This is a genomic window from Arthrobacter sp. TmtSoilC77 (assembly GCF_059739415.1).
In genome coordinates, this window is the sequence record NZ_AP046050.1 from 182521 (window position 1) to 203155 (window position 20635).

Annotated in this window: 22 protein-coding genes and 1 tRNA gene; 8 read left to right on the forward strand and 15 right to left on the reverse strand. The window is 62.7% G+C overall.

Annotated elements, in window-relative coordinates:
* Positions 1-23: 23 nt before the first annotated feature.
* A complete protein-coding gene (locus tag AC6I99_RS00895) occupies positions 24-1010 on the forward strand; it encodes a cyclase family protein (protein WP_497943872.1) in 987 nt (328 codons plus the stop codon).
* 16 nt (positions 1011-1026) lie between these two features.
* Here the strand turns inward: AC6I99_RS00895 and AC6I99_RS00900 are convergent, their stop codons facing one another.
* Together AC6I99_RS00900 and AC6I99_RS00905 are read right to left on the reverse strand one after the other, a co-directional pair.
* Positions 1027-1512, reverse strand: a complete 486-nt coding sequence (locus AC6I99_RS00900) for a hypothetical protein (protein ID WP_497943871.1) — start codon at positions 1510-1512, stop codon at positions 1027-1029.
* 115 nt (positions 1513-1627) lie between these two features.
* On the reverse strand, positions 1628-2614 hold the full coding sequence (locus AC6I99_RS00905; RefSeq protein ID WP_497959810.1) for an iron-sulfur binding domain-containing protein: 987 nt from the start codon (positions 2612-2614) through the stop codon (positions 1628-1630).
* Positions 2615-2793: 179 nt separating this feature from the next.
* Here AC6I99_RS00905 and AC6I99_RS00910 point away from each other — a divergent pair, with 179 nt between their 5' ends.
* Positions 2794-3513 carry a hypothetical protein gene (locus AC6I99_RS00910; protein WP_497943869.1) on the forward strand — a complete coding sequence of 240 codons (720 nt, stop codon included), beginning with the start codon at positions 2794-2796 and terminating at the stop codon, positions 3511-3513.
* Between the two features lie 48 nt (positions 3514-3561).
* On the opposite strand, the gene disA is transcribed toward AC6I99_RS00910, so the two are convergent.
* From disA to AC6I99_RS00930, 4 genes are all read right to left on the reverse strand, one after another.
* Positions 3562-4638 (reverse strand): DNA integrity scanning diadenylate cyclase DisA, encoded by a 1077-nt coding sequence (gene disA, locus AC6I99_RS00915; RefSeq protein ID WP_216922711.1) that lies wholly within the window; start codon positions 4636-4638, stop codon positions 3562-3564.
* Between the two features lie 264 nt (positions 4639-4902).
* A complete protein-coding gene (locus tag AC6I99_RS00920; RefSeq protein WP_497943868.1) occupies positions 4903-5526 on the reverse strand; it encodes a Pr6Pr family membrane protein in 624 nt (207 codons plus the stop codon).
* A gap of 54 nt (positions 5527-5580) precedes the next feature.
* On the reverse strand, positions 5581-6954 hold the full coding sequence (gene radA, locus AC6I99_RS00925; RefSeq protein WP_017197019.1) for a DNA repair protein RadA: 1374 nt from the start codon (positions 6952-6954) through the stop codon (positions 5581-5583).
* 107 nt (positions 6955-7061) lie between these two features.
* Positions 7062-8189: an FUSC family protein gene (locus AC6I99_RS00930; protein ID WP_224167431.1), complete on the reverse strand. Its 1128-nt coding sequence runs from the start codon at positions 8187-8189 to the stop codon at positions 7062-7064.
* Positions 8190-8425: 236 nt separating this feature from the next.
* Between AC6I99_RS00930 and pstS the strand changes: the two genes are divergently transcribed.
* The 4 genes from pstS (at position 8426) to pstB (ending at position 12562) form a co-directional block, all read left to right on the forward strand.
* Complete coding sequence (gene pstS / locus AC6I99_RS00935) at positions 8426-9547, forward strand: phosphate ABC transporter substrate-binding protein PstS (protein ID WP_497943867.1); 1122 nt, start codon at positions 8426-8428, stop codon at positions 9545-9547.
* Positions 9548-9683: 136 nt separating this feature from the next.
* Positions 9684-10616 (forward strand): phosphate ABC transporter permease subunit PstC, encoded by a 933-nt coding sequence (gene pstC / locus AC6I99_RS00940; protein ID WP_497943866.1) that lies wholly within the window; start codon positions 9684-9686, stop codon positions 10614-10616.
* Positions 10617-11720 carry a phosphate ABC transporter permease PstA gene (gene pstA / locus AC6I99_RS00945; protein ID WP_497943865.1) on the forward strand — a complete coding sequence of 368 codons (1104 nt, stop codon included), beginning with the start codon at positions 10617-10619 and terminating at the stop codon, positions 11718-11720. It abuts the gene before it with no gap.
* A gap of 62 nt (positions 11721-11782) precedes the next feature.
* Entirely contained in the window at positions 11783-12562 is a 780-nt protein-coding gene (pstB, locus tag AC6I99_RS00950) for a phosphate ABC transporter ATP-binding protein PstB (protein ID WP_224094655.1), read from the forward strand.
* 151 nt (positions 12563-12713) lie between these two features.
* Here the strand turns inward: pstB and AC6I99_RS00955 are convergent, their stop codons facing one another.
* The 3 genes from AC6I99_RS00955 to AC6I99_RS00965 all read right to left on the reverse strand — a co-directional run bounded on the left by AC6I99_RS00955 (position 12714) and on the right by AC6I99_RS00965 (position 15342).
* On the reverse strand, positions 12714-13730 hold the full coding sequence (locus AC6I99_RS00955; protein WP_497943864.1) for an inorganic phosphate transporter: 1017 nt from the start codon (positions 13728-13730) through the stop codon (positions 12714-12716).
* 1 nt (position 13731) lies between these two features.
* Positions 13732-14349 (reverse strand): DUF47 domain-containing protein, encoded by a 618-nt coding sequence (locus AC6I99_RS00960; RefSeq protein WP_224166027.1) that lies wholly within the window; start codon positions 14347-14349, stop codon positions 13732-13734.
* Positions 14350-14682: 333 nt separating this feature from the next.
* Positions 14683-15342 (reverse strand): hypothetical protein, encoded by a 660-nt coding sequence (locus AC6I99_RS00965; RefSeq protein WP_216922681.1) that lies wholly within the window; start codon positions 15340-15342, stop codon positions 14683-14685.
* A 239-nt stretch (positions 15343-15581) separates the two neighbouring features.
* Between AC6I99_RS00965 and AC6I99_RS00970 the strand changes: the two genes are divergently transcribed.
* Positions 15582-15654 (forward strand) — tRNA-Lys (locus tag AC6I99_RS00970).
* Between the two features lie 88 nt (positions 15655-15742).
* Here the strand turns inward: AC6I99_RS00970 and AC6I99_RS00975 are convergent.
* The 6 genes from AC6I99_RS00975 to AC6I99_RS01000 all read right to left on the reverse strand — a co-directional run bounded on the left by AC6I99_RS00975 (position 15743) and on the right by AC6I99_RS01000 (position 19264).
* Positions 15743-16132 (reverse strand): hypothetical protein, encoded by a 390-nt coding sequence (locus tag AC6I99_RS00975; RefSeq protein ID WP_224166028.1) that lies wholly within the window; start codon positions 16130-16132, stop codon positions 15743-15745.
* 111 nt (positions 16133-16243) lie between these two features.
* Positions 16244-16594, reverse strand: a complete 351-nt coding sequence (locus AC6I99_RS00980; protein ID WP_497943863.1) for a hypothetical protein — start codon at positions 16592-16594, stop codon at positions 16244-16246.
* Between the two features lie 11 nt (positions 16595-16605).
* Positions 16606-17328: a GAF and ANTAR domain-containing protein gene (locus AC6I99_RS00985; RefSeq protein ID WP_497943862.1), complete on the reverse strand. Its 723-nt coding sequence runs from the start codon at positions 17326-17328 to the stop codon at positions 16606-16608.
* 127 nt (positions 17329-17455) lie between these two features.
* Positions 17456-18250: an ANTAR domain-containing protein gene (locus AC6I99_RS00990; RefSeq protein ID WP_497943861.1), complete on the reverse strand. Its 795-nt coding sequence runs from the start codon at positions 18248-18250 to the stop codon at positions 17456-17458.
* Positions 18243-18539, reverse strand: a complete 297-nt coding sequence (locus AC6I99_RS00995; RefSeq protein ID WP_224166032.1) for a hypothetical protein — start codon at positions 18537-18539, stop codon at positions 18243-18245. The genes AC6I99_RS00990 and AC6I99_RS00995 overlap by 8 nt, the downstream gene beginning before the upstream one ends.
* A 5-nt stretch (positions 18540-18544) precedes the next feature.
* Entirely contained in the window at positions 18545-19264 is a 720-nt protein-coding gene (locus AC6I99_RS01000; RefSeq protein ID WP_497943860.1) for a GAF and ANTAR domain-containing protein, read from the reverse strand.
* Between the two features lie 229 nt (positions 19265-19493).
* Here AC6I99_RS01000 and AC6I99_RS01005 point away from each other — a divergent pair, with 229 nt between their 5' ends.
* On the forward strand, positions 19494-20597 hold the full coding sequence (locus tag AC6I99_RS01005) for a D-TA family PLP-dependent enzyme (RefSeq protein ID WP_497943859.1): 1104 nt from the start codon (positions 19494-19496) through the stop codon (positions 20595-20597).
* Positions 20598-20635 lie beyond the last annotated feature (38 nt).

Here is a 20635-nt window from a genome sequence, read left to right on the forward strand (position 1 = left end):
TCCCCGGAGAAATGGAGTCTCAGATGTCTGAAGAACTCGGACCCGACCCCCTCGCACCTTGGGTGCGGGAAATAGCGGCCAAACACGACGCGGCCCGCCACATCGAAGGCGTGCAATGCCGCGGCTCAGTTGCACTCATTGACCAGGCGGCCCGGTTGCGTGGCGCCGGAGAGGTGATGCTGGGCAAAGCGATCTCACTCGAAAAGGAGATCGAGACCCGGCCCGAGCGCCTCATGGCCAGCCAGGAAGCTGCCGAGAGTGAGAAAGAGCAATGGCAGAAACTGGGTTTGTCCGAAATGCCCCACGGCCACGGCGGCGTCGAACTTGAGGTGCAGATCGGCATTCACGGCCGTTCCGCCCACGGAGGCGACGTCATTAAATATGACGCTCACGGTGTCCATAACACCCACCTCGACGGGCTTGCCCACATCGGAGCGGATGCCACATGGCACGGCCCGATCCCCGCGCGGTCCTCTGAAACCGATGAAGACACGATGGTCAACTGGGCACAGCACGGCATCGCGACGCGTGGCGTGTTGCTCGACATCCCCGCCGTACGCGGTACTGAGTGGGTCACGGCAGAGGAGCCCGTCACCGCAGCTGAGCTCGACGCGGCCCTTGAGGCAACCGGCGTCGACCCTGAACCCGGTGACGCGCTCATCATCTACCAAGGCCGCGACAGGTACGAGGCCGCCGGGCACATCTACCCCAGCGGGGCCGCTGCGGTAAAACGGCCCGGGATTGGTGAGGACGGCGCGAAGTGGATCGCCGGGAAGGACCCTGGACTCGTCTTGTGGGACTTCCACGACGCCCGGAACACCCCGACCGGATCGCTGGAAGTACACAGCCTCATCTGGGCGATCGGGCTCTGTCTCGTTGACAACTGCCTGCTCGGCCCTGCAGCAGCAGCGCTCAAGCAAGCAGGCACATCCACGGGCCTGCTCGTCGCCGCACCCCCTGCCATCCACCGGTCGACTGGTGTTCTGATCAACCCGCTTCTCTTGTACTAGCTCGCGACCGCCAGCTTCACTCTTGCCGAAGCCCGTCGGCGTCCAACACCAGATTGGCGGTGATGAACCGACCGCACTGCTCGCCAAACGGGTAGTCGGCCTTGGGCGTGAACGTCAGCGTCCGAACAGGCAAAGCGGTCCCGGATGGGGACGTGCCGGACACGGTTGCCTCGATGGGGGATTCCGTCAGGTTGGGCAGGAAGAGGTTGCCGTGCAGGGTGCCGTCCGGGGAGGACGTTGCCGAGCAAACGCCCTCGGGTGCGCAGCCCTGATCTACGGAGATGCTTCCGGGAAACAGCTCCAGGTCCGCTTCTGTGCAGGCGCCGTCTTGGCACGCCTTCATGCGAATGGACTTAACCTCGTGCACGTAGCTGGCCTGAATGGTCAGGGACACCACCGGCGCCATCGCGATGGCTGGGCACGGGGGTGGCGATTCCGGATAGCAACCCGGAATCAGCGAGGTCATCGCCGCGAGGGTCCAAGCCAATCCGATCTTGCCCATGATTCAGCGTAAGCCGGGCCCGGGTTCCTGCACCCGGAGCCCAGGCAAAAGGCACCCGCATCGTTACGGCTCACACTGGCCCGTTGCCGAACCGACATCACGCCCCAATTGCCGCTTACGCTGGGAGCCGCAATCCGCCGTCGTGCAATTCCGCCAGGCCGTCGAGCAGCAGCCCGTCGAGTGCCCGTTCCAGCTGCTCGGGGGCTGAGTTGAGCCGGTGCAGTGCTGCCAGCGGAATCCCGACGCCGGAGGGCACGAACCCGAGGTCGGCGGGAGCCTGTTCAAACATTTCGCGCGGAACCGGGGCAGCAGCTTCGCGGAGGACGGCCATCACGGCGCCGCGGACTTGCCGGTCCGTGCCGTGCCAGGACTGGCCCTTGGGCGTGTACGACGGCGGTGGCTCACCTGCCGCGAGCCAGGCGCAGCTTGAGCGCACAGGACACTCGACGCACTTGGGGGTGCGCGCCGTGCACACCATCGCACCCAGTTCCATGACGGAGGCGTTCCACCGCACGGACAGGTGCCGGTCTTCGGGCAGCAAGGCGTCGGCAAGGCGCATCTCGGCTGCGGTGAGCGTCGGAGCGGGCAGGGCGAGACCGGAGATGAGGCGCGCATGGACGCGGCGGATGTTGGTGTCCACCACTGTTTCGCGGCGCCCGAAAGCAAAGGCGGCGACGGCGGCAGCTGTGTAACTGCCGACGCCCGGCAGGCTCAAGAGCTCGGGATAGGTGTCCGGGACGTCGCCTCCGTGCTCGTCCCGGATTGCGACGGCGGCCGCGTGCAGTCGCAGCGCCCGGCGCGGATAGCCCAGACGCCCCCAATGGCGCACGGCTTCCCCTGAAGGCTCGTCGGCAAGGTGGGCGGGAGTGGGCCAGCGTTCCATCCATTCCCGCCAGACCGGCAGCACGCGCACCACCGGCGTCTGCTGGAGCATGACTTCGCTGACCAGGATCCCCCAGGCGCTGCAGTCGGGCTCGCGCCACGGAAGGTCCCTTGCCGTCTCGCCGAACCACTGGTCCAGGGCGTGATGGAGGCCATCGAGGTGGTGGGCACCGGGGTCCGTACTGTGGTCCGTACTGTGGTCCGTACCGGGAAGTGCCATGCGTCAGATCTCCCGGACTGTTGAAGTTTAGGCTTGCGCCGAAGCGCTGGAATTCTGCCCTCTACTGTAGTGGAAACCGGAACGGCAATGCTCGTGCGGTGCACGTCACACAGGGCGGGTTTGGCGTCCGGCGGCGTGGTGGTGGCGTGCTGCGGAGTGGGCCCGCCTAGCCTAGAAACATGGCCAATCAGGGTAAGAACCAGTCGTCCGCGCGCACATCAGCGCCGGCGAAGGGTGCTGCCCGTAGTTCAGGTGGTTCCGCCCGCCCTGGCACCCCGACGCCCAGGCGACGTCCAAGCCCGGCCGTCTTCCGCCGTCGTCGGCAGTTTGTTTTCGGTGCTTTGCTGCTGGTGATCGCCCTCGTAGTGGCTGGCGTCGTGGCAATCACCGGCGCGCTCGCAAGTAAGTCGGAGCCGCAAGCTGTCAGCACGCCGGAAGCGTCCCTGGTGCCCACGCAAGGGAATGCGCCCACAGCGGCCACTGCTTCCCCGTCCGCAAAGCCCACGCCCGTGTGCGACCTGAACCTGGTGACCGTCGCCGCGGCTACTGACAAGCCGGCCTACTCGGCTGAGGAGAAGCCGCTGCTCACCATGACCATCACCAATGGCGGGACGGCGCCTTGCGAGGTCAACGTTGGCACGTCGCAGATGGAGTACGTGGTGATGAGTGGCTCGGACAGGATCTTTTCCTCCAAGGATTGCCAGGCCGGAAGTGAAGACATGGTCAAGACCATCCAGCCAGGCAAGAGCGAGACCGCCAATTTCCCCTGGCAACGCAACCGGACGCTGGAGGGCTGCGCTGCGATCGACGCCAAGCCCGGCGCGGGCGGCGCCTACTACACGTTCGAGGCCCGGCTGGGGAACAAGTCCAGCACCAAGGCAGTGTTTCAGCTGAACTGATGGCCGGAGGAGAGTGGCCGGAAAGCGTCCGACGTCGGCAATCGACTTCTAGAGGAAACGGTCCAGCAAGCTTGCTTCGGCCATGCGGCTCAAACCCTCGCGGACCGTGCGTGCGCGCTGGTCGCCGATGCCGTCAACAGTCATGAGGTCATCGATGGTGGCTGCCATGAGGTTCTGCAAGCCGCCGAAGTAGTCCACCAGGCGATCGGCGACGGCCTTCGGCACGGACTTAAGGCCGGACAGGAGTCGGTAGCCGCGGGGCTGGACCACAGCGTCCAGCTGCTCAACGCCACCCGCGAAGCCGATGATTCCGGCAATCCTGCTCAAGTCAATCAGTTCAGTGGGGCCGAGGTTGAGGAGCGCCTGGACGGCTTCTTCAATATCCTCGGGAGTGGCGTCGGGGTCTGCGTAGTCGCGGATGATGACATCGCTGCCCGGGCCGCGGCCCATGGTGAGCTCCTCCACCTGGAGGGACAGCAGGCGGCCGTCTTCACCAAGTTCCAGCACGTACTGAGCGATCTCCTCGGAAATCCGCCGGACCATTTCCTGGCGTTGCAGGGTGACGGCCACATCCCTGACCGTGACCAGTGCTTCAATCTCCAGTGCTGAAAGGGAACTGGTGACTTGGTCCAGCCTGGCACTGTAACGCTCCAACGTTGCCAGGGCCTGGTTGGCCCGCGCGAGGACCTTCTCCGAGCCCTCCAGGACGTGCCGCAGGCCGTTCACGTACAGCGCGATGATCTGCATCGACTGGCTGACGGAAATAACGGGAACACCGGTCTGGATGGCGACGCGCTCGGCTGTGCGGTGCCGGGTCCCGGATTCCTGAGTCTCGATGCTTGAGTCCGGAACGAGCTGCACAGCGGCACGGACGATGTTGCTGGCGTCCTTGTCGCAGATGATGGCGCCGTCCATCTTGGCGAGCTCACGCAGGCGCGTGGGCGAGAACTCGATGCCGATATCGAATCCGCCGGAACAGATGGAGTCGATGGTGCGGTCCGAGCCCAACACGATCAAGGCGCCGGTGCGTCCGCGAAGGATGCGCTCCAAGCCGTCCCGTAAAGGAGTTCCGGGTGCGACTCTGGCCAGAGTCGCCTTGAGCGACTCTTCCGGGCTCCGGGCCATAGGGTTTCCCTTCGAAGGTGCAAGCCATGGCTCACAGACAAGCTGAATCCGGCATCTGCGGGCGCTTCGAAAAATGCCCTGATGACGACTAGCACCATGATATGGCTTCCGGGCACCGTTAACCGCACCAGCAAGCCCCAAAGTGGGTCATTTCGTTATGTGCGGGGATGGCTGGAAGGTGCGTTTTCTTGCCGCACCGGCAAGGGCGGTTTGGGCCTATTGGGCGGTTGACGTGCTTCGATATAACAAATTGGTGTAGATATTCTAGTAATCCACCTGCCGCTTCAGCTTGTTACCGAGCCACAGCATCGCCAGGCTCACCAGGAGGAAGCCGACGGAAATCGCTGCGGCAAAAACCACCACACCGCCCCAGCCACCTGCCCGGGCGGGATCGATGAACCAGTACGGATACCAGTTCAGGAAAGCGCCGCGTATCAGGCTATAGACCAGGTAGCCCACCGGGTAGAGCAGCCAGTACCAGATATGGCGGGCAGTCAACGTTGCCCGCGGCGGTTGGAACAGCCAGTCCACCACCATCACCACAGGGATCAGGTAGTGGACCACAAAGTTGACCCACGGAAGCAGGGAGCCAAGGTCCTCGCCGGCAAGCAAAGCTCCGAATACCAGTCCAACTACGGCCATGGCGATGGTCGCCGTGCCGCGGGTGGCGTCATCGATCTCACTGGGTCGTTTCCGGACCAGGACCCTGTATCCGCTGATGAGCAGCACCACGGCCGCGAAGATATTGGACAAGTTGGTGAAGTAGCTGAAGAAGTTCCAGACGTCGTACCCCATGCCTAAATGAACCGTCAGCTGCGTTCCCACTGCCACCAGGGTCAAAAGGCCAAAGAAAAAGCGTCCCCCAATAAGCACAGTTCTTTTGGTCATGGCCCAATCCTTGCCGAAACCGCAGCTCAGCGGGCTCCCGACACCCCGGCGGAATTACGTGATCAGCAGTTCCAGCGCTTCGGCCAGGTGGCCAACTTCCCGCACCGAGAAGCCGTCCGGGATGACGCCGGCGCCTGCCGGGCTAGCTGGAACGATCGCGTGCGTGAACCCTAGCCGGTGGGCTTCCTGGATGCGCTGGTTAATCCCGGGAACGGGACGTACTTCGCCAGCCAGGCCCACTTCGCCGAACGCAATGAGCCGTTGGGGTAGTGCCTTGCGGGATTTGGCCGATGCGACGGCCAACGCAACTGCCAAGTCTGTGGCCGGCTCCGTGAGTTTCACTCCGCCCACGGTTGCCACATAGGAATCGTCCTTATGGAGCATGCAGCCGGCACGCTGCTGAAGCACTGCGAGCAACATGGCCACCCTGGAACTTTCCAACCCGCTGGTGGCACGCCGGGGCTGGGAATTGGCGCTCTCGGCGAGAAGGGACTGAACCTCCGCCAGCAGCGGCCTGCGACCCTCCATGGTCACTGTGATGCAGGTTCCGGAGACGGGCTCCCGGGTCCGCGAAACGAACAACCCGCTGGGATCGGCCAACCCCTCGATGCCGGCCTCGTTAAGATCAAAGCAACCGACGTCGTCCGTGGCGCCATAGCGGTTTTTTACGGCCCGCAGCAGCCGCAGACGGGAGTGGCGCTCGCCTTCGAACTGGCATACGACATCCACAAGGTGTTCCAGCAAACGCGGCCCTGCGATGGTGCCTTCCTTGGTCACATGGCCAACCAGCAACGTTGTCATGTTGCGTCGCTTGGCCGCAGAGATGATGGACGCCGCAACCTCGCGTACCTGCGAGACACCACCGGCGCTTCCTTCGACGTCGGCGCTGCTGAGCGTCTGCACAGAGTCCACGATCAGCAGCTTGGGCTCGAGCTTCTCTACTTGGCCCAATGCCTGCCCAAGGTCGGTCTCGGCGGACAGATACAAAGTGTGCGCGACGGCGTCGATCCGCTCCGCCCGGAGTTTCACCTGTGCTGCGGATTCCTCGCCGGTAATGTACAGGACATCCTGCCCTGTGCGGGCGAATTTCGCGGCGACGTCCAGCAGCAGGGTGGACTTCCCGACGCCGGGTTCCCCAGCCAGCAGGATGACGGCACCGGGAACGAGCCCTCCTCCAAGGACGCGGTCCAACTCGTCCACACCCGTGGGCAGGAATGCCGCCGTTGTCCCATCCACCTCAGCGATCCGGCGGGCCGGCTCCAAAACTGTTGCGGCCGCCGTCGTACGCGCAACAGTGGCGCCGTACTCCTCAACGGTTCCCCACGCCTGGCACTCACCGCACCTGCCCACCCACTTGATGGCCGTCCAGCCGCATTCGGCGCATTTGTAGGCGGGTGTCTTGGATGCGCGGGAGGTCTTGGAAGCCATGGGTTCAAGGTTAGCCGCGGGGGCTGACAGTATTAGCCGCGAGATGGCATTTGATGCCAATGTTCGGCCGGCGGATTGTCATTAAATGCCATCTCGGCGGGAGCGGCCTACAGAGCCGGCAGCACGTCCCGGGCCTCGTCGGGTTCCAAACCGCTCGCTTCCAGCAAATCCACCATGAGGGGGCGGAACAACATCACCACGGTTTCGCCCTCAAGCTTCTGAACGTCCAGCATTTTGGGGTGCAGGCGCGAGGCGATGTCGGTCAGCTCGTTGCGTGCGTGACGCAGATGAACGCGGCGGGTTCCTTCGCTCTGCTCCGCCAGGCCGATGGTCAGTTCATCGATTGCGGCGGCAGTTTCCTGCAGCACCTCGGAAATGCTTTCAATTGCTTCGTCGGACAGCGCAGCATGGTTGATTGCGCTGGTGAGCCTGCGGGCAAAAACGCGGCTGTTACGGAGCGCGAGGTCGATGTATTCCAGCGAGTGCTCCAGGCTGGCTAGCTCGTCGCGGTGCCTCCGGTGCGCCGGGGCGAGCGTTGCAACTTCGCCGGACGCCCGCAGGGTCTGCCGCATCCGGTCCACCAGTGGCTGGCAGTTACGGCCGCGAATCAGCGCGTGCCAGGCGATGGTGGAGTCACTTTCGACCATGGCCTTGGCGCACTCGCGCAGCACTTCGGCGAGTTCGTGCAGGATTTTTTGGACATCCTTTCGCGGCTCCCGGCGCGGGTCCTTCGGCACCAAAATGGTCACCAGCAGAGCGAACACCCCACCCACCACCGCATCCAGGCTTCGCGTGAACGGCCCGCCGGCCGGCGCAGGCAGCAGCACCACCAGCAGCGACTGGAGCCCCAGCTGGGTGGTGAAAATAGTCCCGCTGTCCAGGAACCTGGCCAGCAGGATAGAGAAAAGAAGCACGACGGCGGCCTGCAGGATCCCAGCGCCCAGCCAGTGGAGCAGCAGGTCACCCACCACGATGCCGAGCGTGCAGCCCAGACCGACCTCAATAACACGGCGCAAGCGCGGATCACGGGAGAAGCCGAGCGCAATCAGCGAAGAAGTGGCCGCGAACAAGGGCCCCTGGTGACCCAGTACGTATTCCGCGAAAGCATAGGCCCCCACTGCGCACACCGTCATTTGAATAGCGGGCGTCAGCGAGTTCCGGCTACGGACCAATCCCGTCCGGACTCTGGCACGCAGGAACCTCTTGCTTGCAGAAAATCCCTTCGCGGCAGCCATGTCCTCCAGTCTATTTGCCCAACGGCCGCCAAAGACGGGAACCCAGCCCCCACTCAAGGTGGCACGCGCCACATAACCCAATGGTCCGCCGTCGTTCACTTTGCGTTCACCTTCCACGTCAGATCCCGTTACCTGCGCTGCTTACCTTCAGTAAAGGCACAAAAGGTCCATAGCTCACGCACGCCGAAATCTCCGTTCGGCCCGCATCAGAGAATCCCTGGAAGGGGTACATCCAAGTGAAGGCAACTCGCTTCGGCCGCAACGCGGCAATCGCGGTCATCGCAGCTGGCGCTCTCGCGCTCACCGCTTGCGGTTCAGACAACGCAACGGGCACCGCCGCTGGCACGCCGTCAGCAGCATCGGGCACCAAGGTCACCGGCACCCTCACCGGCATCGGCGCATCCTCCACCGGCGCAGCCATGGACGCCTGGAAGGCCGGCTTCGCCAGTGCAAACCAGGGCGCGACCGTGCAGTACTCCCCGGACGGTTCCGGCGCAGGCCGCAAGGCCATCATCGACGGCTCGGCACAGTTCGCCGGCTCGGACGCTTACCTGAAGGACGAAGAGCTCGAGAGCTCCAAGGCCAAGTGCGGCCCTGAAGGCGCCATCAACATCCCGGTGTACATCTCCCCGATCGCCGTCGCTTTCAACGTTCCGGGCGTCACTGACCTTAAGCTCGACGCCGCGACTGTCGCCAAGATTTTCCGCGGCGAAATCGCCAACTGGAATGACCCCGCAATCGCGGCCCTGAACGCCGGCGTTACCCTGCCGGACCTCAAAGTCACCCCGGTGAACCGCTCTGACGATTCCGGAACCACCACCAACTTCACCGACTACCTCGCAGCTGCTGCTCCCGAGGTCTGGACGGACAAGGCCGCAGGCATCTGGCCGGCAAGCCTGAAGGGCGAGAACGCCAAGGGCACCTCCGGCGTCGTCAAGACCGTCACCGACACCCCGGGCGCCGTGACCTACGCCGATGACTCCGCTGTCTCCGGCAAGCTGGGCACCGCATCCATCAAGGTCGGCGAGGAATTCGTCAAGATCTCCGCTGACGCTGCTTCCAAGGCCGTCGAAGCCGGCAAGCCCGTTGACGGCCGCGCCGCCAACGACGTTGCCATCAAGCTGGACCGCAAGACCACCGTCTCCGGCGCCTACCCGGTAGTGCTCGTTTCCTACCACGTCGTATGCACCACGTACGAGACCAAGGCAGTCGCTGACCTGGTCAAGGCCTTCGAAAACTACGTAGTTTCAGACGAAGGACAGAAGACCGCCGCTGACGCTGCCAAGTCCGCACCGCTCTCCAAGACGCTGCAGGACAAGGCCAAGGCCGCCATCGAAACCATCAAGGCCAAGGCCTAGGATTTCCGGCGGGTTTGCCTGAACCCGGCTAAACACTGAAGTTCCCTGTCCTGCGCGGAGTGGCTGAAAGGCCGTTCGCGCGGGATAGGGAACTTAGCCATGTAAGACCAGTTCACTGAGACTGAAGGATCGTGAAGTGACCACCAACTCCCTGACAACCTCCCAAGGCGCAGGACGCGCAGGGGACAAGGTTTTCTCCGGTGCCGCCATGGCCGCAGGGTGCCTGATTCTCGCGGTTCTCTTCGGAGTCGCCCTGTTCCTCGTGGTGCAGGCAATCCCCGCACTCGTCGCACCGCCTGCGGACATCCAGGGCGGCCACGGCTTCTTCGCCTACATCGCCCCGATCGTGGTGGGCACGCTCATCGCCGCCGTGATCGCACTCGTCATCGCGACCCCCGTGGCAATCGGGGTGGCCCTGTTCATCTCGCACTACGCCCCGCGCCGGCTGGCTTCGGGGCTCGGCTACGTTGTGGACCTGCTGGCCGCCATCCCCTCCGTCGTCTACGGTGCGTGGGGCGCGGCTATCCTGGCCAAGGAAATTTCCCCGGCCTACGACTGGCTCGCCAACAACCTCGGCTGGATCCCGATCTTCCAGGGACCGGCATCCGCCACCGGCAAGACCATCCTCACCGCCGGCATCGTCCTGTCCGTCATGGTCCTGCCCATCATCACCTCCCTGTCCCGCGAAATCTTCCTGCAGACCCCCAAGCTGCACGAAGAAGCTGCGCTCGCATTGGGAGCCACCCGCTGGGAAATGATCCGCATGGCCGTACTTCCGTTTGGTCGTCCGGGAATCGTGAGCGCCATCATGCTGGGCCTGGGCCGTGCCCTTGGCGAGACAATGGCGGTTGCACTGGTGCTGTCCTCGGGAGTCTTGACTGCAAGCCTCATCCAGTCCGGCAATCAGACCATCGCCGCCGAAATTGCGCTGAACTTCCCGGAAGCCAGCGGGCTCAAGGTCAATACGTTGATCGCCGCAGGCCTGGTGCTGTTCGTCATCACCCTTGGCGTGAACATGATTGCCCGCTGGATCATCACCAAGCACAAAGAATTCTCGGGAGCCAACTAAATGACCGCCACCGTAGTCCGCAAGCGCTCGGCGCTCACCAAGGGCCAACTGCCCAAGTTCGCGCCCTACATCGTCCTGGCAGTCGCGCTGATCGTGGGCGCAGCCATCCTGGCCCTCATCGGCTTCAACGCCTTCGGCTGGGGACTTGTCAGCGCGGTCCTGTTCACCCTCGGCCTGGTGGCATGGAGTGGAGCCGTTGAAGGCGCCCGCAAGGCCAAGGACAAGCTGGCAACCTGCCTGATTGTCGGGGCTTTCCTGATTGCCCTCCTGCCGCTGATCTCCGTCATCTGGACTGTGCTGGTGAACGGCATTCCCGGCCTGGTAACTCCCGGATTCCTGGGTACGTCCATGAACGGCGTCACCGGTGCGTTCGACAACAAGGCTGCGGAAGAAGGCGGCAAAGTCCTCGGCGGCATTTACCACGCACTGCTGGGCACCCTCCAGATCACGCTCCTTGCCACGGTCATCTCCGTGCCGGTCGGCCTGCTGACCGCCATCTACCTGGTGGAATACGGCAATGACCGTCCCCTTGCCCGCGCCATTACGTTCTTCGTGGATGTCATGACCGGCATTCCCTCCATCGTTGCCGGCCTCTTCGCGGCAGCATTTTTCTTCGCGGTTGTCGGCCCCGGCACCAAGACCGGTGCGGTAGCCGCCGTCGCGCTTTCCGTCCTGATGATCCCGGTAGTGGTCCGCTCCAGCGAGGAAATGCTCAAGATCGTCCCGAACGAGCTCCGCGAAGCCTCCTACGCCCTCGGCGTGCGTAAATGGCGCACCATCACCAAGGTGGTTATTCCGACGGCGATCTCCGGCATTGCGTCCGGCGTTACCCTGGCGATCGCCCGGGTTATCGGCGAGACCGCTCCCATCCTGGTCACTGCAGGCTTCGCGACCACCATCAACAACAACGTCTTTGGCGGTTGGATGGCCTCGCTGCCCACGTTCATCTACACCCAGATCCTGAACCCGACGTCGCCGTCCAACCCTGGCCCCTCGGACCAGCGGGCATGGGGCGCCGCTTTGGTGCTGATCATCCTGGTGATGCTCCTGAACTTCGGAGCCCGCCTCATCGCCCGCCTGTTCGCTCCCAAAACGGGACGCTAGGCCGCGACGGTTTTTCGGCCCCAACCAACACTTCCATAAACCCCCAAGGAATAAGGAACACCATGTCCAAGCGCATCGACGTCAAAGACTTGAATGTCTACTACGGCAGCTTCCTGGCTGTCGAGGACGTCAACATCAACATTGAAGCCAAGTCCGTCACGGCCTTCATTGGCCCGTCCGGTTGTGGCAAGTCCACCTTCCTCCGAACGCTGAACCGCATGCACGAGGTCCTTCCCGGTGCTCGCGTCGAGGGTGAGGTCCTGCTCGACGGCGACAACCTCTACGACCCCGGCGTTGACCCGGTGACCGTCCGCACGCAGGTCGGCATGGTTTTCCAGCGCCCCAACCCGTTCCCCACGATGTCGATCCGGGACAATGTCCTGGCCGGCGTGAAGCTGAACAACAAGAAGATCTCCAAGGGCGAAGCAGATGCCCTGGTGGAGAAGTCCTTGATCGGAGCCAACCTGTGGAATGAGGTCAAGGACCGCTTGGACAAGCCAGGTTCCGGCCTTTCGGGCGGCCAGCAGCAGCGCCTCTGCATCGCCCGCGCAATTGCTGTTGAGCCCCAGGTGATCCTCATGGACGAGCCTTGCTCGGCTCTGGACCCCATCTCCACGCTGGCGGTCGAGGACCTCATCAATGAGCTCAAGGACCAGTACACCGTGGTGATCGTTACCCACAACATGCAGCAGGCTGCCCGTGTGTCCGACAAGACTGCGTTCTTCAACATCGCCGGCACCGGCAAGCCCGGCAAGCTCATCGAGTTCGCTGACACCACCAGCATCTTCAACAACCCATCCCAGAAGGCCACGGAAGACTACGTCTCCGGCCGCTTCGGATAAGGGTTTGCAGGTTCCGGCTTTGGGGAGCCGGCAATGAACGACGGCGGCCGTCGCCTTGGGGGTACGGCCGCCGTCACTTTTTGTACCCAAGTAAGTCGCAATTGTGCGCGTTTTGAGCCCTCAAAACGCTCTTAAGTGCGACTCAGACGGGTCAGAGGTCTGCCAGGGGCGAGAATGCCAACTCAAGGACGAAGGCCATTGCGGCCGTGACGAGCGGCGTGGCAACCCAAAACAGGAGAATCCTGCGAACAAGACGCCTGTTGGTGATGGCGAAGCGCTGGTTGGTGCCTGCTCCCAGTACGGATGCGGTCAGCGTATGGGTTGTGGACAGTGGTAGCTGCAGGCCGATGGCGCCAATGAAGAGCATCATGGAAGTCAGGGTTTGGGCCACAAACCCTCGCAGAGGGTCAACGCGGATCAACTTGTGACCCAGCGTGTGCGAGATCCTCCAGCCACCAAACATGGTGCCCGCTGTGAGCATGATCGCGGTCAGAATGAGGATCCACAGGGGCAATTCGCCCCCACTGGACAGTCCCGCCGCTACCAACGCCAACAGGAGAACGGCCGCGGTACGCTGCCCATCCTGGAGCCCATGGCCAAAAGCCACGGCCGCAGCAGAGACAGCTTGCGCCCGGCGGAAACGCCTGTTGATGACATTCGGCTGCGTATAGCGCGCAGCCCAGGTCACCGGCCAAACGAGCAAATAGGCAGCCACAAAAGCGATCACAGGTGACAGGACCAAGGGCAAAGCGACCTGGGTCAGGAGGACGTTGTCCACCCCGTTGATCGAGTGCCCGCCCACCAGCACGCTCGCAGCGCCTGCGCCGATCAATCCGCCCACGAGTGAGTTGGTGGAAGACAACGGGATGCCCCGCCACCACGCGTATACGCCCCAGATGATGGATGCGGCGAGGGCAGACGTCAGCATTGTTAGCCCGCCAATGCCGTTGGGCAGGATGATCCAGGACTGCGTAAATGCCAGGACGAAGCTGCCGCTGAGCATGGCGCCGATGAAGTTGAAAACAGCAGCCAGGAGGACCGCCACGGATGGCGTGAGGGCTCGTGTCCTCGTGGAAAGTGCTACGGCATTGGAGACGTCACGGAAGCCGTTGAGGAAAGCGAATCCTGAAGCCAAACCCACCACGAGGACCAGGAATGCAACGATCACGTCATGATTCCTTGACGATGATGCTGCCTACCTGCGTGGCGATCTTCCGCATGTCCTTGGTGACTTCCACCAACTGGTTGGCGATGTCCCTGTGCCGGGCGTACTGCGTGGATTTCATATCCTTCAGCATCTCGGCCACCCATGTGCGGTGGGTTCGCTCTGCACGTTTCGCCAGCCTGAGGATCTCAATCCAGTAGTCTTCGAGTTCGTCGAGGTCCTCAAGCTTTCGCATGGCGTCCACCGTCAGTTCGGCTTGGCGGCTGATGATCTCCAGTTGGTCGGCCGCGCGCTTGGGCAGGCGTTCCAGCTTGTAGAGCGCAACCAACTCGCCCGCGGCGTCGAGCTTCTCCATGGCCTCGTTGAGGTGCCGGGACAGCGTGTACATGTCCTCGCGGGGGAGCGGGTTCACGAAGCTGGTGCGCATGTGCGTCAGGAGCGCAAAGTGCAGGTCCAGGGATTTCGACTCGTGCTCGTGGAGTTCCTCGGTCAGGCGTGCGTGCTCACTGGCCTGGGCGCCGAGGATCTCTGAGAGCGTTCCGGTGGCGGCCACAATGACGCCTGCCATCTGCGCGAGCAGTACGAGCCCGGCAGGTTCCTGGGGGAAAAGGCGCAGCTTCATTTCGCTTCCGGGCCGGGGACGGATGGGCTGCGGGCCGCTTGACTTGACGCTTCCCGCTTCGGCCCCAACTTTACCTGTACGACGACGGCCACCGCTAAGTCTGCGGGTGTGGCAGCGGCTCACATTCAGGGGTGGCTAGCCCTGATCCGGGCCTGGGCATAAAAATGGTGCCGAACCGGATACGCCTCTCGGCGGTAGGCCGCTCGGAGCGGCTATAAGTTGAAGCCCGGGGGTTTCGCGGTTCGGCACCAGTTTCAGTGTTCTACGTCGGTGCGGCTAAGTCAACATTGACAGGCAAGGCCCGACGTGGGTAAATTCAGGGGTTTTTGGGCCCTAATCCAGCTCCCCCAAGCGCCATGCATTGGCTGCGTGCTCGAGGTCCTCGGCGGTCTTTACCAGCTGGTGCGAGTTGCGTGTGAGCTTGCTTGCATGGCTTTCATTGCTGTGCTCCGCCCCGTCCGCCAGGGTTGCCTGGCCGAGCGCCACAACCCGGCAGAACGCAGCGGAACGTTCCAGCGCGACGTCGAAATCGCCGTCGAACGCTCCGGACAAAATGGCATCTGCCATGGTCTTCATTTCGTCGGCTCCGGGTGGCTCCGCTGCCCCTGCAACCACGTTGGATACCTGGGCGGTGTCGCGGCCTGCCCTGAAGTAAACAGAAATGCGCTCGGGGTTCTGGATGGTGGCGGCGCGGAGGGCGTAGAGCCTCCACAAAGCACCGGGCAGGGAACGGGCGGGGCTTTCGGCCCACATCTCGGCGATGGCTTCGAGGCCCTGCTCGTCGGCCAGCTTCACCAGGCGACGGGTGACTTTGGGGTCGTCGCTGTCACGGCCACGTTTTACGAGCGCCTGGGCGGCCAGGTGGGCAGCCTCGGAGACGCGGGCGGGATCTGCCCCACCGGCGAACGGTTCGAAGTCGATGGGCGCGAAGGGCTTGGGCTTGTGGTGCCTGTTCGCTCCGCCGTACGCACGTGATCCTGGCTGTTCGCTCATGAGTTCACCGTACTCCTGTGCCCTGATGGGGTCGAGTAACGGTTTCTTTGGCTGCTTTCTTGCTGCCTGTGCGCCTTCCCGACCTACTTTGCCGCTGGAGGTGGGCCGACGCGCCGCTGCCGCCGCGCGCCGTCGTCGGCTCTTCGCTCAAAAGAGGTCACGACGCCGCGTTGCAGGCCCCGTTCCTCGACTGGCTTGACGTTGAGGTACAGTATTCATGGCTGTTTCAACAGCTGGAGGGGCCTTTAGCTCAGTTGGTAGAGCATCGGACTTTTAATCCGTGGGTCGTGGGTTCGATCCCCACAGGGCCCACCCTTTCTGCAGGCCGGAGACGTTGAGTCTCCGGCCTGTTTTTGTTCCCGGCGTGGGGTTCCGTGTTGAGCCCACGATGCCGGGCTTCCTAGGCGATTGCCTGTGATCCGTCCTGGAAGATCGGATACAGCGAAATAGGTGTGACCGTCTCCTCTGACGGAGCGTCGTGGAAAGGCTCTGGCGCCTTTGTTGCTGGCGTAGGAGCCGGTTGCCCGGCGGCGACGATTTCCAGTGATTCCATATCCAGCAGTCGTCGGCTCCCGGTTTCTGCATCCTGGAGCCAGAACAGATCGGTACCCGCGATTGTCTTGAGCACCGTGCCCCGGTGGTAAAGGCGGCCGTTGTGCCACGCCTCTATGTATTCGCCTGGGCTGAGAGCGTGTGGCTCCTCCTTGCTGCCCGGCAAGGTGCCAAAGGCCTGCGCCAGGCTGGCCTGCGTTTTCAGCGCCTGGAATAGATCCCTGTTTGCAGTGCTCATGTTTGCTCCCCTCAGCCGGCTGTTGCCATCTTTGGCCGGTTGGCCTTGTGGCTCCAGCCTTTCGCATTCATGTTGCAGGGGCGTTGCAGGCGGATGAGCGCTGTGTGACAGCTAGTGGGGATCGGCTTCGTCGCCTGGAGCGTCCATGCCGGAACCCGTCCCTGGAGCCGGGTCGGAGCCAGGCTCGGAACCGTTCGAATCCGAGTTGGGAAGCTCGTCAGCGTACGGTGCGTGGGGACCGGGTTGGTTATTCAGGAGCTCGTTTGCCGCCATTGCCAGGAGGTCCCTTTCCAGTTCCGGAACGGACAGCATTCCCTGCAGGTACGCCTCCACCTCGTACTCACCCACGGACCCGCCGATGCTGAAGTACTGCAGCCACAGCGCGCCCGTGCTGATCCGCGCAGCGGAGAGGGCTTCCAGGAGCCTTCGGCGTTGCTCGGGTTCTTTACGTTCGAAGCCCATATCCTGCGGCCTTAGTTGTTGTCTGCCGGGATCCCGGCTACAAGCTCGGCGCTGACTTCCTGCAGGGTTCTGCTTTGGTCGCGGGCGTTCCCTATCAGTTGCTGCAGTGCCCGTTCGTGAGTGATCTTGTGGCGTTCCATCAATATCCCGCAGGCCCGGTTGACCAAATCGCGGCTGTGCAGGGCGGCCTGCAGTCCCTCACTGATGCGCTTGGGTGTCTCAGTGCTTTGAATGTGGGAAAGAAGGGTGGCAGCAGGGGAAGCGAAGAGCTCCATCAGCGTGACTGTGCCTGCATCAAAGACGGCAGGTTCCGGCGCGTAGATCTTAATAGCGCCAATGCTGCGTCCGTTTGCTATCAGGGGTGCGCTGACCACTGACCTGATGGGAAGGGAGCTGACGGCAGTACGCCATTCCGGCCAGCGCGTGTCCGTGCCTAGGTCTTCGATCAGCACGCTTTCTTCCGAGGCCCACGCCGTCAGGCAGGGACCCTGGCCCAGATCATATTGTAGGAAGTCCGCCTGCTCCACGATGTTGTCGGTGAATCCAGTGCTGGTCCTCCGTGCCTGCGAATCCAGGATGGAGACGCCTGCGCCAAGTGTGCCGGGTACGGACTCCTTGATGGCCAGCGACAGGCTTTGAACGGCTTGGTCAACCTTTTCCTCGGTCAACAGGAGGCCAAGAATCCGGCCGATGGCGCCCGAGAGTTCGTCCAGAGGAAGGTGCTTCTTGGTCATGATCTTCTTCCCGGCCGTTCAGGTCGGCTGGCCGACTGAAACAATCTTTGAATCGCTGGACTCCCGTGTTCCAAATCCAGCCTAATGGGTTTTGGACCAGAAAAACCGCATGTAGTCAGGCTGCTTCCTATTCCTCAAAAGGTGCTGAGATCCTCCGATCCCCGGCAATCTGGGCGATGATCCCCTGGGCCACTGCCCGGAGTTTGATGTTGCGGTGGCTGGACGCGCTGACGAGGATTTGGAAGGCCGCGTCCCGGCTGCAGCGGTTCTGCGCCATGATGATTCCGACGGCGGTGTCTATGGTCGTGCGGGATTCGAGAGCGGCGGTGAGGTTCTCGCGCGCGTCCCGCAACTGGGCGATCTTCAAGGCCAGATGGAGGGCTTTGGCCGCAGTTGCAGTAACGCGCTCTGCCGACAATAAGTCCTCGTGGGAGAAGCCATGGGGGCGCTCGGAGTAGAGATTCACCACGGCCTCCGCCGTGCTGTTCAATTCCATGGGAAAGGCCAGGATGGAGCCCACGTTGGAAGCCGCTGCGGCCCGCATGTACTCAGGCCAGCGATCTTCCTCATAAACGTTCGGGACGTGGCTGATCGTTCGTGTGCGAAGGGCCGATAGGCAAGGGCCATCGCCGAAACTGTTCTGGATCTCGTCCAGTTTGCGTGCCAGGGGATCGCTATCAGCCACGGCCACGGGTTTCTTCTGCCGAATGACGGTGACTCCGCAGGCAATCGTGTTTCCGTTCCTTGTGAGCTTCTGCGCGATCAACTCAGCGAGGTCCTGGAGGAATTCACGGATATCGGCATTTTCCACCAAGAGATCCTGCAGATGTTCAACGAAGTCCGTCAGATCCAGCCTGTCCTCATAATGACCAAGATAACTGGGAGGACTTGCGATGTGGCGCGATGGCTGGGTTTCAGTCATTACCGTTCCTTTGATATTCATCGGCACTATTGCCCGCCGGTTCTATCCGGCCGTCTGATGTGAGCTCCCTGAAAGCAGTATCTACGAGTTCCATCTGGCCTGGGGCAAGAACCAGAAGTCCGTTGAGGTAAGCGTCCAGCGCCAGCTCATCGGCATCCCCGCCAATCCCGAAATAGTAGATCCACAGACTGTTGAGGCTTACTGTTCCGTTTCGGAATCTATCGGCGGCGTGCATGCGCTGGTCATATTCATTGTCGTTTTCCGGTGCCCCCCAGGGTTCGGAGTTCATAGAGCCTACCTACCCTCCTTATCCTCGTGACCGGCCCGTTTCAGGATGTCTTCGGCAATTTCGTGCAGCCGCTTATCGCTGTTGCGCGACGCCAACTGTATGAGCCTGACGGCAGCGTCCCGGCTGCAACGGTTCTGCATCATGATGAGGGAAATAGCCGCATCCACTATCGCCCGCGATTCCAACGCGGAACGCAGGTGCACAGGATATGGATCCGGTGTGTGCAGGCGCAGGGCGAGCCGGAGAATCCTGGACAAGGATTCTGCGTGCTTCACAATGGATGCCACGGTCTCTGGATCGAACGTTCCTGCTTCGGTGGAGTAGCAGTTCAGCGCGGCCCTTGAGTCGTCGTCGGTAGGGATCGGAACCGCCAACATGGTCGTGATAGCTTCCTGCGAAACAGCGTCGGCGTAGTGCTGCCAGCGGACGTTGGCCTGAAGGTCCTCAACCAAGACGGTCTGCCGTTGCCGGAGCGCGGTAAGGCATGGGCCGTCGTCGAACTCGTACTGTTTCTCGTCCAGGCGCTGAGCCGCCTCTGTGCTGCTCGCCACCGTGGACGGGCCCGCGTCCCGTTCTACGGTAATGGCACACAGCATGGGGACATCCCCGCCCAACAAGGAAGCCGAAATAGTGGTCAAACCAAGGAGGAATTCCGTGAATCCGGGGCTCTCCAACAGCAGGTCCTGCAACTGTTCCGCTGTGGGTACTGCATCGTTCTGGGCCATTCGGCCTCATTCCAGGCAATGCCAGAGCGATTGACTCCGGCTGGCGGCAGTGCGCTCGAGTTCGCGCACAACCCGGATAGTTAACTCCGGACCATTTGCCACACCCGAAATCTCCTACTACCGACACTACGCCTGGGCCATCCGGCGCAACAGTGCCGCATGGTCTGCAACGATGTATTCCAGCAACCCGGCGAGCGGATGCAGGCCGTAGGACGTTACTGTTCTAAGAATGAATCACGCAGTCCCGGACGGAATCGTCACACCAGCCATCATGATCGACGTCGATATCCTCGACCGGAATATTCAACGCATGGCATCGAGCATGCTGAGCAGGGGACTGAGGCTCCGCCCGCATGTGAAGACACACAAGACCCTGGAGATCGCAGCCAAGCAGCTCGCGGCTGGAGCAGTTGGGCTGACGGTTGCGACGATCGGGGAAGCCGAAGTCTTCGCAGCCGGCGGCGCCACGGATATCTTCATCGCCTACCCGCTGTGGGTTGAGGCGCACCACGCTGAGCGGCTGCGGAAGCTTGCCAGGACGTGCAGCATCGCGGTCGGCACCGATTCAGCGGAAAGCGCGACGGCGATGGGACGCCAGTTGGGCGCCGACGCCAGAAGCATCGATGTCCTGATCGAAGTGGACAGCGGGCATCACCGCAGCGGGGTCCTGCCCGGAGAAGTGGTGGAGGTTGCGCGGGCGGCTTCGGCAAACGGCTTGAACATTGCGGGCGTCTTCACATTCCCCGGACACAGTTACAAACCGGGAATGCCAAGGGATGCAGCGAGTAACGAGAATGAGGCCCTTGGCCGTGCTTCTGCCGCATTGGAGCACGCCGGTTTTGAGGTCCGAACCGTCAGCGGCGGCTCTACCCCGACCGCATTGCTCGACGCCGAAACCCTGGCCACTGAGCTCCGCCCGGGCGTATATGTTTTCGGAGACGCCCAGCAGCTTGAACTCGAACGGAGCACGTGGGATGACATTGCGCTGACTGTCGCTGCGACTGTGGTCAGCCGCCACGAGTCCGACGGCGGGAATGTCCGGCGGGTGGTTGTGGACGCGGGCAGCAAGATCCTGGGCAGCGACCGCCCCGACTGGGCCACCGGATACGGGCGCCTGCCGGAATACCGGGAGGCCAGGATTACGGCGCTCTCCGAACACCACGCCACAGTTGTTTGGCCGGACTCTGAGGAGCTTCCGGCGCTAGGCACGCGGCTCAGGCTGATCCCCAACCACGTTTGCCTGGCCATGAACCTCGTGGACGAGGTCGCTGTGGTTCGTGAGGGGGCAGTGGTGGACACATGGAAGGTCGCAGCGCGCGGCAAGAATAACTAGTTGGGGTATGGGGCTGTGACGGCGGGGGAAATTTACCC

Excerpts from the sequence above, each read along its gene's own strand:
- radA (WP_017197019.1), bottom strand. The coding sequence starts at position 6,954 with ATGGCTTCCAAGACCTCCCGCGCATCCAAGACACCCGCCTACAAATGC.
- AC6I99_RS00895 (WP_497943872.1), top strand. The coding sequence starts at position 24 with ATGTCTGAAGAACTCGGACCCGACCCCCTCGCACCTTGGGTGCGGGAA.
- AC6I99_RS00920 (WP_497943868.1), bottom strand. The coding sequence starts at position 5,526 with ATGACCAAAAGAACTGTGCTTATTGGGGGACGCTTTTTCTTTGGCCTT.
- AC6I99_RS00975 (WP_224166028.1), bottom strand. The coding sequence starts at position 16,132 with ATGAGCACTGCAAACAGGGATCTATTCCAGGCGCTGAAAACGCAGGCC.
- AC6I99_RS01000 (WP_497943860.1), bottom strand. The coding sequence starts at position 19,264 with ATGGCCCAGAACGATGCAGTACCCACAGCGGAACAGTTGCAGGACCTG.
- disA (WP_216922711.1), bottom strand. The coding sequence starts at position 4,638 with ATGGCCCGGAGCCCGGAAGAGTCGCTCAAGGCGACTCTGGCCAGAGTC.
- AC6I99_RS01005 (WP_497943859.1), top strand. The coding sequence starts at position 19,494 with ATGAATCACGCAGTCCCGGACGGAATCGTCACACCAGCCATCATGATC.
- AC6I99_RS00995 (WP_224166032.1), bottom strand. The coding sequence starts at position 18,539 with ATGAACTCCGAACCCTGGGGGGCACCGGAAAACGACAATGAATATGAC.
- AC6I99_RS00905 (WP_497959810.1), bottom strand. The coding sequence starts at position 2,614 with ATGGCACTTCCCGGTACGGACCACAGTACGGACCACAGTACGGACCCC.
- pstB (WP_224094655.1), top strand. The coding sequence starts at position 11,783 with ATGTCCAAGCGCATCGACGTCAAAGACTTGAATGTCTACTACGGCAGC.
- AC6I99_RS00980 (WP_497943863.1), bottom strand. The coding sequence starts at position 16,594 with ATGGGCTTCGAACGTAAAGAACCCGAGCAACGCCGAAGGCTCCTGGAA.
- AC6I99_RS00990 (WP_497943861.1), bottom strand. The coding sequence starts at position 18,250 with ATGACTGAAACCCAGCCATCGCGCCACATCGCAAGTCCTCCCAGTTAT.
- AC6I99_RS00900 (WP_497943871.1), bottom strand. The coding sequence starts at position 1,512 with ATGGGCAAGATCGGATTGGCTTGGACCCTCGCGGCGATGACCTCGCTG.
- AC6I99_RS00965 (WP_216922681.1), bottom strand. The coding sequence starts at position 15,342 with ATGAGCGAACAGCCAGGATCACGTGCGTACGGCGGAGCGAACAGGCAC.
- pstA (WP_497943865.1), top strand. The coding sequence starts at position 10,617 with ATGACCGCCACCGTAGTCCGCAAGCGCTCGGCGCTCACCAAGGGCCAA.
- AC6I99_RS00930 (WP_224167431.1), bottom strand. The coding sequence starts at position 8,189 with ATGGCTGCCGCGAAGGGATTTTCTGCAAGCAAGAGGTTCCTGCGTGCC.
- AC6I99_RS00960 (WP_224166027.1), bottom strand. The coding sequence starts at position 14,349 with ATGAAGCTGCGCCTTTTCCCCCAGGAACCTGCCGGGCTCGTACTGCTC.
- AC6I99_RS00985 (WP_497943862.1), bottom strand. The coding sequence starts at position 17,328 with ATGACCAAGAAGCACCTTCCTCTGGACGAACTCTCGGGCGCCATCGGC.
- AC6I99_RS00910 (WP_497943869.1), top strand. The coding sequence starts at position 2,794 with ATGGCCAATCAGGGTAAGAACCAGTCGTCCGCGCGCACATCAGCGCCG.